Raw genomic sequence first — 14,126 nt, 5'->3', positions numbered from 1 at the left:
TGAACTCTCCTTATGGTGAAAAATTGCGTTTGCGCAACTCATTTCATTCTTTCTGACCCTGACAAGCCGTGAACAAAAACTCAGTTGTTGGCAATGAAACGGTCTGCACGCGCAGCCTGCAGCACGGCTGATGGATCGTGTTCAAGCGCGTCCGCCGGAACGCGATCGGCGAGCCACGGGTTGGGTTGCGCAAACCAGTTCGCCAACTCCCAGGAGTCGTAGACGGGGATCAACTCCGCGAGGACCTGCGCAAGCGCCGGTGGCCGCGTCATGTTGAACAGGTTGAATTGAAAAATCGGAAGCCATGTTCGCGACTGCCACTCGAATCCGATCACTTCCCGCTCGGCGATCCAATTAGCAAGAGTATCTGCATTGAGCCCACAACGGCGGCTGAACATGGCGAGCACATTCTCCTCGCGAACGAGCCCGCCGCTGCCCCGGTAGGCATTGAGCATCGCAACGAATTGGTCGTCAGTGCAGTTCTGGGACGCGTCTGAATAGTGCCAATTTCCTGCCGCACGCGCAGGGTTGAACAGTGATCCGTCGAGCGATAAGCCCGTGGTGGGAGCAAGAACGTTTTGCATGAAGTCTCCAAAATCTGACCCCGTACCGTAGGGGACGCCCAATCTTTCGTCTGTGCGGTTACGAACACAGACCGGCACGCGCACGATGTTGGAAGCTGAACAGACGGCCAGAAAATCTTCAGTTAGTCATCCTCCCATTAGAGTTGACGGCATGTGGCATCGATTTATGTTTGCTTGTTACAAATTGTCATCTGTAAGGAGCCACCATGAAACTTATCCGCCCCTACCTTTTTTCCAGGTGGCTCGGCGGAGTCGGCTGTGATTGATATTCGCAAGGGCCAGGCACCGGCCCCACTTGAGCGAGCGGAGTTCGGTGTGCGGTTTCGCGACTCCTACATTGATCCAGCGTACCGCGCCGAAAATCAGTCGATTGCACGCCTTGAAGAGATTGCGTGGGCGGCCTACACCGAGGGCCGCAAGGCCCCGTTCACGCAGAAGGCAGGCGGGGTTACGCCGATCCCGACTACGACCTGTCAACCGAATGGATCGCCACGAAGGAACGCATCCTGGAGGCGCAACAGCGCTGGGCTGACCCGTCCGGCCCCTCCCGGGTATTGCAGATTTGCGGCTCAGCTCAGCGCGCAAGGACGGCACCTGCCCTGGCGAGATGTCCAAATCTTTTCGATTGCTACAAATTCCCCGCGAAGTGATGGAGCAGGCCGACATCGACCTCGATGTGCTGGGCAGTCGTGCAGCTGCCAAACTTCTGCGTCTCGTGGAGTTTCCCTACACCCCGAAGCACGCGAGCTGGCTAAACATGGCAGAAATCGAGATTGGCATCCTCAGTCACCAATGCCTGGATCGGCACATTGCCAATCTCGAAGTGCTGGCGTCAGAGGTTGCGACCTGGCAGCAAGCCCGCAACGAGGAATAGCGAACCATCGAATGGAAGCTGCCAGCATTGAATCGGTTTGGTGACTGTATGCAGATGAATTTGTTGTTCCTACATAGTGCTTTTCGTCAAATGTGTAACACGCCCATCTTGCCAGAAAACTCATTGCTTTTCGTACATTGAAGTGATTAAGGGACTAAGCTGCTGGCCCGGGGAAAATGTATACGGACCAGCATGCCATCAAGCCTACTCGCCGTCAGTTGCAGTCCTTCAGGGAAGAGACCCTCTGGCGCCGACGGCCCGGGTAAGGCTCCGTTCGCAAGCGAACAGACCAGGCACTGACAAGAGCGGATAGTGGGATAAATGGTCAAGAACAAAGGAATTCAAACGACATGGCAAGTATGGCTCGGACTGCTTTTATGGTTGCTGGTAGCCGCTGCCGTTGACCTCTGTGCTTATGGGTCCACACGGTGGACCAACGCCACGCGCACGCTGACCAGCCGGCTCGAGGCGGCCCGAATCGACGAGAATTCGCAGTCGCCGTCCCTGCCGCGCGCTCGTTCAGATAGTAATTTTTTTACAGATCAGGAGGGGCAAAATGGGTACACAATATTCCATCGCTTGTCAGAGGAGTTCAGATGATTGACGACAATGACAATTTCAAACTTATCAATGCGGCTTACCCCCATATTGGGAAGAAGCTCCAACTATTTTGGGGCCATCCAGAATTCGTTGCATTGATGGATGACCTGCAACAAAACAAAAGAGGAGCGACGAGACAGGGATTCCCGATGGATATTGCGCGTGCTCTCAACGATCTTGACTCCGACCATAGCCTTGCATTTCCAAAATTAACACGAAAAAGTGATATTTGGGGTCTTTGACCTTGATACGTTTGGTGGTGCATATCAGTGCCGCACTCCTTCGCCCAGCGCAGATCACCTGGCACTCAACTCAACTATTTGTCATCGGAGTCATCATGAAATGGGAAGGCAATCGCCAATCTGACAACGTCGAAGACCGGCGCAGCGGGGGCGGCCTGCTGGGCGGGCGCAGCATCGGCATTGGCACCATCGTGGTGGCGCTGCTGGGCAGCTGGATTTTTGGCATCAGCCCGCTCACCATCCTGAGCCTGTTGAGCGGCGGCGGCTCGCCCACGGCCCAGGAGGCGCAGGCGCCAGCACAAAGGCCACCCGCTGACGACCGCATGGCCTCCTTTGTGTCCACGGTGCTGGCGGATACCGAGGACGTCTGGAAAAACGTGTTCGCCCAGAGCGGCGGCACCTACCAGGAACCGAAGCTGGTGCTGTTTCGCGGTGCGACGCAAACGGCCTGCGGGCAGGGACAGGCGGCAATGGGGCCTTTTTACTGCCCCGGCGACCAAAAGGTGTACATCGATCTCGGCTTTTACGAGACCCTGAAAAACCAGCTTGGTGCGCCCGGTGATTTTGCGCAGGCCTATGTCATTGCCCACGAGGTGGGCCACCATGTGCAAAACCTGCTCGGCATCAGTGCCAAGATGGACCAGATGCGCGGACGCGTCAGCACGGCCGACTACAACACCTTGAGCGTGAAGCTGGAGCTGCAGGCCGACTGCTTTGCCGGCGTCTGGGCCAACCATGCGCAAACCGCGCGCCAGATTCTGGAGCAAGGCGACGTGGAAGAAGCCATGAACGCGGCGGCCAAAATTGGCGACGACGCCTTGCAGCGTTCCGGCGGTGGCGCCGTGGTGCCCGAGAGCTTTACCCACGGCACGAGTGCTCAGCGCCAGCGTTGGTTCGATGCGGGTCTCAGCAACGGCAATATCAAGGGCTGCGACACCTTCAGCGCCCGAAACTTATGACCGCAGAATAATCTTGACCGATGGCTATGCGGAGTTTTTGTGAACCGAGGCAAAGGCGTCAATGGCGTCTAGCTCTGTGCCGGGCGTGGCTCCCTGCAATTGGCCGGGTTCTGTGACCGGCCATGCCGCTTGCATCTGGCTGTCATGAAACTCAACGGAGTCTTGCCACAAAGACCAATCAGCCTCCTGGTTGCCTTCAACCACTTCAGGCAGTGGGAGATGCCGAGGTATCAGTCGCCGCTCCTTGGTTGTGGAGGTAGTCTGGTCGACCACTTCTACTTGCGTTGGTCTGGTCATTGCAGCTTTTGAGTTCCTGAATAAATTCGACATGGGCGCCCTCACTCGTTTGACTTTGCTCCACTACGTCTCATCACCTGGCAACAGATTATCTTGCAGAATGGGATACGCGTTACCACCCCAATGATTCAGGCCGACTGCTTGAACGCCATGATGGCCTGATTGCGCAGTGTTCTGAGCAAGGCCAACTCTTTCTCATCGAGCACCAGCCCACCCTTGTTGGCTTTGTCGGCATAGATCAGGCCAAAGGGTCGGCCCTTGATGTTTACCGGCAGCAGCAAGAAAGTCGGCGCATTGAACAGTTCACGATACCAAGCTGGCAGACGGGCGATGATGGTCGCTTCGCTGGCGTCTCGGATCATGGTGTCAATGCCCTTGCTACACACCACCGCAAACAGATCGGGCGGCGTGGCGTTGAGCGCCACGTTGAATCGTTTGGCCAGATGCTCGACGCCCTGGCCCAAACCAAAGCGGCCGGTCAGCGTCTCGGCTTTGGGGTCACGCATGCAGAAGATGATGCGCTGAAAGTCCATCGCCCGGAACATGGTTTCCAGGATCATGCGCAACACGTCACTCAGGTTGAAATCCTCCACCAGCGTGTTGGTGATGTCCTGAATGCCCCCCGCCAGGATCTGCGCCACGTGCTGGGTGTCGCGCGGCGCCACTTCATTCGCTTGCAGGGGGACGGACGAGGTGGCTTGCAACGCCATCGGATACAGCGAATCAGGCGCTTCATCGCCTGAGTGCTGGGGTGGGCCATCAGGCTCTGCCGGTGGCTTCAACAGTTTGGCGGCGCTCGAGCCGGGCAGCACCTTGATCTCCATGACGCTGGCCATCTCGATCAGCTTCTTGCGTGCCACGGTTGTGGCCAGCTGCACCTCGCTGCTGCTCACCCCCAGCGCCTTGACATAGCGCTTGCCGAGCTGCGCCAGCTGCTCACCCACCGCCTGGGGATCGGCGTGCAGCATCACGTCGGCCATGTCATTGGCGGCCAGGGCCGTCCAACGCTGCCGTTCCACCCCAGCCGCCGGCGCGCGCGTGGGTGGCTCGCCGCTGGGTTTTTGCATGCAGCGCTGCAGGTCCTCGGGCAAACCCCAGGCTTTGGCCACGCCGACACCCAGCGCCTCAAAACTCAAGCCCAGCACGCTGATGGCCGCCGTCGCCTCACTCACTGGCGGCTGGCCGGTTTGCGTGAGGCCGCGTATGGTGCGCGCTTCTTCCGGGAAATAAAACGCGGCCAGCAAGCGCCCCAGGTTATGAAACATGGCGGCAAGAAAGGCTTCTTCGGTGCCCTGCGTCCCCGGCCAAAGCTCACTGGCAATGGAGCCCGCCATCAGGGAGCGCAAGAATTCTTCTTTCAGCACGTGCGCATGGGCCTTGTCCTGCATGTGCTCCAACAGCACCAGGCTAAGGGCCAGGTTGCGAATGCCGTTGAAACCCACCAGACTGACCGCCCGCGACACCGTGCCGATGCTGCTGCCGCGGGCGTAATGCGCGCTGTTGACCAGGCGCAGCAATTTGTTGGTCAGGGCCACGTCCTTCAGGATTTCGTTGGTGACACTGTTGATGCTCTCTTTGTCGGAACTTGCCATGCTCTGGATGCGCAGCACCGCATCCGACAGCGCCGGAAAATCGCTCTTGTGTCGCATGCGCCGCAGCAGAAACTCCAGCGTGCTGTTGCTGCTGGCAGCGCCTGCGCCGTGTCCGGTTTTGGCGGCTGCCAGGCCCGACCAGTTGGCCAACTCGTCACGAAACACCTGCGCGCTGGGGTGGCGCTGCAAGGAATCACGCGCCAGCGCGCGCATGAGCACCGCACGCAGCTGGTCGTCAACGTCCGCGCTCACGTCGGGCGGCAGCGTGAACTGCTCGTGCAGCACCCGGTAAATGGCCCGATAGGGATCGCGCTCCGCGTTGAGCGGCTGGCCCGAGAGCATTTCGGCCAGCACCATCCCCGCAGAAAAAACATCCATCGAAGGCGTAGGCGGCAGGTTTTGCGCCGCCTCGGGCGACATATAACCCGGCGTGCCGCCCATCGGCACCGCCGTGCTGCTCGCACCCGCCTCCTCGATGCGCGCGGCAATGCCAAAGTCCATGACACGGGCCCTGCCGCTTGAGTCGATCAAGATATTGGACGGCTTCAAATCGCGGTGCACCACCCCAGCGGCATGAGCGGCGACCAAGGCGTCCAGCACGCTCAGCATCAGCGTCACCGCCTCGGCTGGCAGCAAGGCACCGCGCTGGGCCAGCCGGGCCGCCAATGTTTGCCCCGGCACATACTCGAACACCAGGTAGGGCTGCTGATCCTGTACATCGGCCTCAAAGACCGGCACGATGTTCGGGTGCGTCAAGCGGCTGACGCTGCGTGCCTCCTGCAGCCACTGGGCCACGGCCGACGCATCCGAGCCGGCCCCAATCTTCATGAGCTTGATCGCCACCTCACGCTCCAGGCGGGGATCAAACGCCAGCCAGACCATTGATTGCGCGCCGTGACCCAGGATGCGGCGCAGCTCAAACCGCCCCAGCGTGGCGGGTTGCGCTGACGCAGATTGGCCGGATGCCAGCTTTCTGATGGTCTTCAGCGGTGAAAAATCAGCCATGGATCAATGAACAGAAGAAATATGAAAAATTAGCTCGGGACTGAGCAAGTATGACACTGACGCCATCGCCTGGTGCCCCAGCTGCCAGGCGCCAGACGGGCCGCCCGGCTGATCTTGATGTCCGGTCGGCAGCGTGTCGTGTAATTGACTGCCGGATCCAGGTTGGGATGCTAGGCTGTCAGTCGTTCTCTGCGGATCAAATCACCGCCACAACGCCCGCCCACCCGGGCGGCCTGGTCTATCGCAGCGAACGTGACGTGGTTACGCTCGACTGGCCACAACAATACATTTTTTTGAAAGGATTCTTCATGTCCCAATTCAGCTTTGAAACCGCCCCCAAGATCATTTGTGAACAGGACGGGGCCAATCGTCTGGGCGAGATCGCCAAAGGTCTGGGCATCTCCCGACTCTTTCTGGTCACCGACGTGGGCTTGATCAAGGCCAAATTGCTCGACGGTGCCCTGGCCTCGTTGGCGGCCGCTGGCGTCGCGGCAACGGTGTTTTCCGACGTGCTGGCCGACCCACCCGAGCTCAGCGTGCAGGCAGCGGTCGAGGCCGCGCGTGCGGCTGGTGCCGACGGTGTCGTTGGCTTCGGCGGGGGCAGCTCTATGGACACAGCAAAACTCGTCGCCCTGCTGGCGCGCACGGCGCAGGCGTTGCCAGACATCTACGGCATTGGCCTGGCGCGCGGCCCGCGCCTGCCACTGATTCAGGTGCCGACCACGGCGGGCACCGGTTCCGAGGTCACACCGATTTCCATACTCACGACGCCCAACCACGAAAAAAAGGGCGTGGTCTCGCCGCTACTCTACCCAGACGTGGCGCTGCTTGACAGCCGCCTGACCTTGGGTCTGCCCCCCACGGTGACGGCCATGACCGGCATTGATGCCATGGTGCATGCGATCGAATCCTTCACCACCAGGCTAAAGAAGAACCCACTCTCTGACGCGCTCGCAATCAAGGCACTGCAGCTGCTTTACGCCAATCTGCCAGCGGCAGTGAACGACGGCACGGATGCGACCGTGCGCGAGAACATGTTGCTCGGCTCGCTGTTCGCGGGCATGGCCTTTGCGAACGCCCCGGTTGGCGCTGTACACGCTCTGGCCTACCCGCTCGGGGGCCACTATGGCCTGCCGCATGGCTTGACAAATTCTCTGGTTTTCGTGGCGGTGTTGAAATTCAATCTTGCAGCGGCTGAAGGCCTCTACGCTGAATTGGGCCGCGCTATTCTGCCGGACCAGCGTGGTGCGGCGGATCGCGAAGCCGCGGCGGCCTTCGTTGCTGCCATCAGTGCACGCGTGGCGGCCATGCCCTATGCCCAGAGACTGCGTGATGCCGGCGTCAAGCAAGACGATCTGCCGGTGCTGGCGCGCGACGCCATGAACGTCCAGCGCCTGCTGGTGAACAACCCCCGCGATGTTGCCTACGAAGACGCGCTTGCCATTTACCAAGCCGCCTTCTAACCGGTGTCGGGTGCAAATGCGGCAGGACGCGCGCCAGGCGACTTACTTAAGTTGCACCGACCCCGAGACCGTCACCAGCACGGCGGTCTTGCCTGCTTCCACCGGCACCGACGCGTCTGCCACGGTCTTGGCCTCCATGGCCATCATCCGGGGTCGCGGGCTGTAGCCCTGGTCATTGGCGCTGACGTTGACTTCGCGCAGGGTGTAGCCCGTAAAACCGAAAGCACGCGAAATGTCGCCGGCGCGGGCTTTGAAGCGTTCAATGGCAATGCCTTGCGCCTCAGACTCGACCCGTGTGCGCTGCTCACGGCTCAGACTGAAGCTGACATTACTCACGGTCAAGGTCTGTATTTTGCCGGCGGCGCTGCTGATGCGGGCGACGTCGCGCCCTTCCAGAATCAGCTCGGCGGTGCCCTGCCAGCCGATCGGCTTGCCATCACGGCCATAACGGGGATAGAGACTGAAGTTGCCAGTACGTACATCAAGCTGGCCCAGCTGTGCCGTCTTCTTGGCCTCGGCCAGGGCGGCATCAAGCGCGCTCTTGAGCTGGCCTTGCACCGCACTGGCGTCACTGCCATCGCGGGTCGTGCTCATGGCAATTGACAACAGGTCTTGCGGCACCTCGATCGAACCGGTGGCCGAGAGCTGCACCACATTCTGTACCGCAGGCTGCACGTACTGTTGAGCAAATAGTCCGCCAGCCCCCGTCAATAGTGCGCAAGCAGCTATTAATTTAATAGTATATTTCAAACCTATTCCTTCAGGATAATCGACACAACGCGGACTGACAGCCCCCTGAGGATGAAGCAGTTCTACTTGGCGGTCACATTGAGCAGGCCATCAGCGCTCAGCTGGCGCAACTGCTCGCGCAGATCGGCACGCTCCTGCGCTGACAAATGTCGATCATAGGTTCTGCGTGGCTCAAGGGTCTCTGCGTCGACCACGGGGCCATTCTGCTGAGACTGAGACATTTGCATCTTCTTCAGCGTCTCGCGCAATTCGGAACGGCGCAAATCGGGTGGCAGCTGTTCGGCCGCCGCTTCTCGCCTGGGTGCAGCAGTCTGCGCCCAGGCCCCCACGGCAACGACGGACAGAAACAGGAAAAAGAAATGAAAACGTTTCATAGATCAACCATAACGCCAATTCAGCTGGCCGGGTAGACCTTGTTTGACAAGCGCCACGCCCGCCCAGGCAACATTTGTAACAGCGTGTCAATGTTGATCCACAATTCCCTGATTTGCGCGGCCAAGCCTGCAAAATCGGCTTTGTTACATATTCAAGGAGGCCAAGATGAGCCAGATCCCCAACCGCAACGACAAAATATTGATATGCGATGACGATGTCCGCATCCGCGACCTGTTGCGCCGTTACCTGACACAAGAGGGGTTTGACGTGTTGCAGGCCGAAGACGGCAAATCGCTCACCCGCCTGCTGCTGCGTGAACCCGTGGACCTGATCGTGCTGGACCTGATGATGCCGGGCGAAGACGGCCTGTCGATTTGCCGGCGCCTGCGCGCGGCCAATGACCGCACGCCCATCATCATGTTGACCGCCAAAGGCGAAGACGTCGACCGCATCGTTGGGCTGGAGGTGGGCGCCGACGACTACCTGGGCAAGCCTTTCAATCCGCGCGAACTGCTGGCGCGCATCCACGCCGTGCTGCGCCGACGCCCGACGCAGGAGGCGCCCGGCTCGCCCGCCAGTGACAACGTGGTCGTGACTTTTGGGCCGTTTACTTTTGACCTGGGTGCCCGCACGCTGCGCAAAGATGACGAAGACCAGCCGCTGACCACTGGCGAATTCGCCATGCTGAAGGCGCTGGTACGCCATCCGCGCCAGCCGCTGTCGCGCGAAAAATTGGCGCAATTGGCGCGTGGCCGCGAGTTCGAGCCCTTTGACCGCAGTCTGGACGTGCAGGTGTCGCGCTTGCGCAAGTTGATCGAAGTGGACGCCACCGCGCCACGCTACATCCAGACCGTCTGGGGTGTGGGGTATGTTTTTGTCCCTGATGGCGCAGCGTGAATCCCTTCGCGAACACCTTGGCTGACGCGACCGCCACGCCCCCCGACAACAGTGGCCTGATGCCGCTGGAGGGCAGCCCGGCAGAGCGCCGAACGCGCTCTCGGGTGCCCTTGAGTCTGTTCTGGCGCACCTTCTTTCTGTTGGCCCTGCTGCTGATTGGCAGCATTCTGGCCTGGCTGCAAACGCTGCGGGCGCTTGAGTTTGAGCCGCGCGCCATCCAGACAGCGCAGCAAATTGCATCGCTGGTCAATTTGAGCCGCGCCGCGCTGATTCACTCGGACGCCATCAACCGCGTGTCTTTGATCAAGACCATGAAGGAGCAGGAAGGCGTGCGCATTGTGCCGCGCGAACCTGGTGACATTTTCGAACCTTTTGACACCGATGCGCTGGGCCAGCGCATTGCGCGAGAACTGCAGTCAAAACTCGGACCAGGCACCGTGGTGGCCAACAGCGTCAACAAGGAAGAGGGTCTCTGGGTCGGCTTCACGATTGACGAGGACCACTACTGGATGCTGACTGATCGTGCCCGCTTTAACCGCACCACTGGACGCACCTGGTTGATCTGGTTGCTAACGGCCGGCGCCCTGTCGCTCGCCGGTGCCGCCCTGATTGCGCGCCTGATCAACCGGCCCCTCAAGCAATTGTCATTTGCCGCCAGCCGGGTGCGCGAGGGCGATTTCGAGGCCAGTTCACTGGACGAAGGCGTGGCCACCAGCGAGATCCGGGCCGTCAACATCGGCTTTAACCGCATGACGCAGATGCTGGCCAAAATTGAGCAAGACCGCGCCATCATGCTGGCCGGCATCTCACACGATCTGCGCACGCCGCTGGCGCGTCTGCGATTGGAAACCGAATTGAGTGTGGTCGATGTCGAGGCGCAGGCCAATATGTCTGCTGACATTGCGCAGCTGGACGCGATCATCGGCAAGTTTCTCGATTACGCCCGCCCTGGCAACGTCAACTTGACCCCGGTCTCACTGCGCGGGGTGTTCGACACCTGCCTGTACAGCACGCGCCATCGCACCGATATGCGCATCAACCTGGATATGCCGGACGACCTGGATGTACTGGCTGATGCGGTCGAACTGGGCCGCGTGGTCACCAATCTGCTGGAAAATGCCGCCCGCTATGGCAAGTCGGCGTCAACCGGCGTGGCGCTGGTTGACATCGTCGCCAAGGCGCGCGATCAATGGGTGCTATTGCGGCTTCGGGATCACGGCAACGGCGTCTCCGAAGAGCAGCTGACCACCCTGACGACACCGTTTTACCGAGGCGAAGGCGCCCGCACCGCCGCCAACGGCGCCGGGCTGGGGCTGGCGATTGTCGAGAAGACAATAACACGCATGGGTGGCACGTTTATCTTGACCAACGCTGCCTCAGGCGGTCTGGCGGCCAATATCAAGCTGCAACGCGCGCCCAAGACCTGAGCACGGCGCCTCACACATGATCGCTAGCGTGCTTTGCGGGCGGCGTTGCCACCCAAACGCCCTGCGCCCGTATCGCGCGGGGGCAAACCGGTGTGCTGGGTCAGCAGGCGCCCGGACTGCACTTTGCTGGCGGGCGCGGTCGCTGCGGTTGAATTCTTGCGCCGCGCACTCGTGTAGCTGCTGTCGGTGAGCGGCTGAAAGGTCGGAATCAAATGATGCTTGCCATTGCCGATCAGGTCTGCGCGGCCCATGCTTTTAAGCGCGTCACGCAGCAGCGGCCAGTTGTTGGCGTCGTGGTAGCGCAAGAATGCCTTGTGCAGACGCCGGCGTTTTTCACCCCGCACGATGTCGACCGTTTCGCTGTCGCGCGTGACCTTGCGCAGCGGGTTCTTGTTGCTGTGGTACATCGCCGTGGCAGTCGCCATCGGGCTGGGGTAGAAGGTCTGCACCTGGTCGGCGCGAAAGCCGTTTTTCTTCAGCCACAGTGCCAGGTTCATCATGTCTTCGTCACTGGTGCCGGGGTGGGCTGCGATGAAATAGGGAATCAAAAACTGCTTCTTGCCGGCTTCCGCAGTGAACTTGTCAAACAGCGTCTTGAACTTGTCATAGGTGCCGATGCCGGGCTTCATCATCTTGGTCAGCGGCCCCGACTCAGTGTGCTCAGGCGCAATCTTGAGGTAACCGCCGACGTGGTGCTGCACCAACTCCTTCACATACTCCGGGCTTTGCACCGCCAGGTCGTAACGCACGCCGGAGCCAATCAGGATCTTCTTGATGCCCTTGAGCGCTCGGCCGCGGCGGTAGATCTGGATCAACGGATCGTGGCTGGTGCCCAGGTTTTGGCAAATGCCGGGGTAAACGCAGCTGGGCTTGCGACAGGCGGCCTCGATCTCGGGGCTCTTGCAGCCGAGCCGGTACATGTTGGCCGTGGGGCCGCCCAGGTCGGAAATCGTGCCGGTAAAGCCCTTCACCTTGTCACGCACGTCTTCAATCTCGCGAATCACCGACTCTTCCGAGCGGCTCTGGATGATGCGGCCCTCATGCTCGGTGATGCTGCAAAAGGTGCAGCCGCCAAAGCAGCCGCGCATGATGTTGATGGAAAAGCGAATCATCTCCCAGGCCGGGATCTTGGTGGCGCCGTCATGGCTGCCGCCTTCGTCCGCATAGCTCGGGTGCGGGCTGCGCGCATACGGCAGGTCAAAGACAAAATCCATCTCGGCGGTGGTCAAGGGAATCGGCGGCGGCGTGATCCAGACGTCGCGCGCGGTCACGCCTTCGCCGTGCGCCTGCACCAGCGCACGGGCGTTGCCGGGGTTGGTTTCCAGGTGCAGCACGCGGTTGGCGTGGGCATACAGCACCGGGTCGCTTTTGACTTGCTCGTAACTGGGCAAGCGGATCACCGAACGGTCCCGCGGCGGCACTTTGAGCTTGCCAAGGCCGGTTGGCAAGTTCGGATTCGGTACGAAAGTGAGCGGCCGAATCAGCGGATTGGCTTCATTTTTTAAGCCAAATTGGCCCGCAGCCCGCGTGGAATAAGCGTCAGTAGCTATCGTTTTAGTAGCTTCCTTGTTCCCATCTTCTTTGGCGCAGGTGCTGCCCTGCCCCGCCGCCTGCTCCGAGGTCGTCATGTAGGGGTTGACCTGCGACTCGACCCGGCCCGGTTCGTCGACGCTGGTGGAATCAATCTCAAACCAGCCGGTGCGAGAGGCGTCGTCTGGGCGACGCACGAAGGCGGTACCGCGCACATCGGTTATTTTCTCGACCGGCTCGCGCGCGGCCAAACGGTGCGCAATCTCGACCAGCGCGCGCTCGGCGTTGCCGTACAGCAGCACGTCACACTTGGCATCCACCACGATCGAGCGGCGTACCTTGTCAGACCAATAGTCATAGTGGGCGATGCGGCGCAAACTGCCTTCAATGCCGCCCAGCACGATCGGCACGTCCTTGAACGCCTCGCGGCAGCGCTGGCTGTAGACAATCGCCGCGCGGTCCGGCCGCTTGCCGCCGACGTCGCCGGGGGTGTAGGCGTCGTCACTGCGGATTTTGCGGTCCGCCGTGTAGCGGTTGATCATGGAATCCATGTTGCCCGCCGTCACGCCCCAAAACAGATTGGGCTTGCCCAATGCCTTGAACGGCTCAGCGCTCTGCCAGTCCGGCTGCGCGATGATGCCCACCCTGAAGCCCTGGGCTTCGAGCACGCGGCCGATCACCGCCATGCCAAAGCTGGGGTGATCCACGTACGCGTCGCCCGTCACGAGGATGACATCGCAGCTGTCCCAGCCCAGTTGGTTCATTTCCTCGCGGCTCATCGGCAGGAATTTGGCCGTGCCAAAGCGCGCCGCCCAGAACTTTCGGTAGCTGGTCAGTGGCTTGGCGGCACGCGGGAAGAAAGAGACGTCAACGGGGGCGTTCATGAAAACTCAAACGATGGGAAGGGTCCGAGTGTACGGTTTGGCGCCCATCAGTGCGACCGGCATGGGTACTAACGGCGAGTGCTGAACGTCGGCGCTCAAGCAAGAATTTGGTCGCGTACCTTCGCTGATGGACCCCCCTGCACATCGGACATCCCTTGCTGCTCAATTGCAGACCTGATCGAGGCCGCGGCGGACATTCACCTCCGATGATTTGCGCCCTGCCGAACGCGCCAAAAAAAAGCGCCCCAAGTCCATGACGCAGGGCGCTTTGAATGACCCGTATCGGGTCTGAGTACTCGTTTAGGTCGCTTGCTTTGTTGCCATCAAGGCCTTCGCACCAACCCAGACCAACATGACCATTCCGACCAAGGGCAGCATGACAGCGTAGGCCAAGCCAATAAACGGGGCAAAAGCGAACAGAACCACGTTCTTCAGATAGGCCGGCGCATTTTTTCCGGCTTGCGTTTGAAGCAGCGCGTTGCCACCTATCCACGCCAACATGGCCAGACCAACCAAAGGCAGCAATACGGCATAGGCCAAGCCAATGAACGGTGCTGCCAGGAACAGGGCGACGTTCTTGAAGTTGCTGTTTTTCTCCACCACCTCGACAGGGCTGGCTTGCGGCTTTGGCACGACGGTGAGCGCTG

10 protein-coding genes and 2 pseudogenes are annotated in these 14,126 nt (G+C 60.5%); 6 read left to right on the top strand and 6 right to left on the bottom strand.

The window, feature by feature from the left end; translation table 11 throughout:
• Window positions 1-80: 80 nt before the first annotated feature.
• A complete protein-coding gene (locus GZ093_RS15625) occupies window positions 81-584 on the bottom strand; it encodes a hypothetical protein (protein ID WP_296487544.1) in 504 nt (167 codons plus the stop codon).
• A 718-nt stretch (window positions 585-1,302) separates the two neighbouring features.
• Here GZ093_RS15625 and GZ093_RS15620 point away from each other — a divergent pair.
• The 3 genes and pseudogenes from GZ093_RS15620 to GZ093_RS15610 form a co-directional block, all read left to right on the top strand.
• Window positions 1,303-1,449, top strand: a pseudogene (locus tag GZ093_RS15620) (IS630 family transposase); the annotation flags it as partial.
• Between the two features lie 605 nt (window positions 1,450-2,054).
• Window positions 2,055-2,300, top strand: a complete 246-nt coding sequence (locus GZ093_RS15615; protein ID WP_296487542.1) for a hypothetical protein — start codon at window positions 2,055-2,057, stop codon at window positions 2,298-2,300.
• A 95-nt stretch (window positions 2,301-2,395) separates the two neighbouring features.
• A complete protein-coding gene (locus tag GZ093_RS15610) occupies window positions 2,396-3,259 on the top strand; it encodes a neutral zinc metallopeptidase (protein WP_296487539.1) in 864 nt (287 codons plus the stop codon).
• Between the two features lie 425 nt (window positions 3,260-3,684).
• Here the strand turns inward: GZ093_RS15610 and GZ093_RS15605 are convergent, their stop codons facing one another.
• Window positions 3,685-6,153 carry a serine/threonine protein kinase gene (locus tag GZ093_RS15605; protein ID WP_296487537.1) on the bottom strand — a complete coding sequence of 823 codons (2,469 nt, stop codon included), beginning with the start codon at window positions 6,151-6,153 and terminating at the stop codon, window positions 3,685-3,687.
• A gap of 308 nt (window positions 6,154-6,461) precedes the next feature.
• Between GZ093_RS15605 and GZ093_RS15600 the strand changes: the two genes are divergently transcribed.
• Window positions 6,462-7,616 carry an iron-containing alcohol dehydrogenase gene (locus GZ093_RS15600; protein WP_296487534.1) on the top strand — a complete coding sequence of 385 codons (1,155 nt, stop codon included), beginning with the start codon at window positions 6,462-6,464 and terminating at the stop codon, window positions 7,614-7,616.
• A gap of 42 nt (window positions 7,617-7,658) precedes the next feature.
• Here the strand turns inward: GZ093_RS15600 and GZ093_RS15595 are convergent, their stop codons facing one another.
• Both GZ093_RS15595 and GZ093_RS15590 read right to left on the bottom strand, forming a co-directional pair.
• The gene (locus GZ093_RS15595) at window positions 7,659-8,366 is read right to left on the bottom strand and encodes an SIMPL domain-containing protein (protein ID WP_296487532.1); all 708 of its coding nucleotides are present in this window, start codon (window positions 8,364-8,366) and stop codon (window positions 7,659-7,661) included.
• Window positions 8,367-8,428: 62 nt separating this feature from the next.
• Window positions 8,429-8,740 carry a hypothetical protein gene (locus tag GZ093_RS15590; protein WP_296487528.1) on the bottom strand — a complete coding sequence of 104 codons (312 nt, stop codon included), beginning with the start codon at window positions 8,738-8,740 and terminating at the stop codon, window positions 8,429-8,431.
• A 166-nt stretch (window positions 8,741-8,906) separates the two neighbouring features.
• Here GZ093_RS15590 and ompR point away from each other — a divergent pair, with 166 nt between their 5' ends.
• Both ompR and GZ093_RS15580 read left to right on the top strand, forming a co-directional pair.
• Window positions 8,907-9,638, top strand: coding sequence for a two-component system response regulator OmpR (gene ompR, locus GZ093_RS15585; RefSeq protein ID WP_296487525.1), 732 nt, complete (start codon window positions 8,907-8,909; stop codon window positions 9,636-9,638).
• A gap of 59 nt (window positions 9,639-9,697) precedes the next feature.
• Window positions 9,698-11,065, top strand: coding sequence for a sensor histidine kinase (locus GZ093_RS15580; RefSeq protein ID WP_296487577.1), 1,368 nt, complete (start codon window positions 9,698-9,700; stop codon window positions 11,063-11,065).
• Window positions 11,066-11,088: 23 nt separating this feature from the next.
• On the opposite strand, the gene GZ093_RS15575 is transcribed toward GZ093_RS15580, so the two are convergent.
• Together GZ093_RS15575 and GZ093_RS15570 are read right to left on the bottom strand one after the other, a co-directional pair.
• Window positions 11,089-13,479 carry a YgiQ family radical SAM protein gene (locus GZ093_RS15575; RefSeq protein WP_296487522.1) on the bottom strand — a complete coding sequence of 797 codons (2,391 nt, stop codon included), beginning with the start codon at window positions 13,477-13,479 and terminating at the stop codon, window positions 11,089-11,091.
• Window positions 13,480-13,779: 300 nt separating this feature from the next.
• Window positions 13,780-14,126 (bottom strand): annotated as a pseudogene (locus GZ093_RS15570) (hypothetical protein); the annotation flags it as partial.

The sequence above is a fragment of the Rhodoferax sp. genome (genome assembly GCF_010365055.1).
Classification (GTDB): Bacteria; Pseudomonadota; Gammaproteobacteria; order Burkholderiales; family Burkholderiaceae_C; genus Rhodoferax.
The sequence above is the reverse complement of the archived record's forward strand: the minus strand, read 5'-3'. Positions and strand labels throughout refer to the sequence as shown.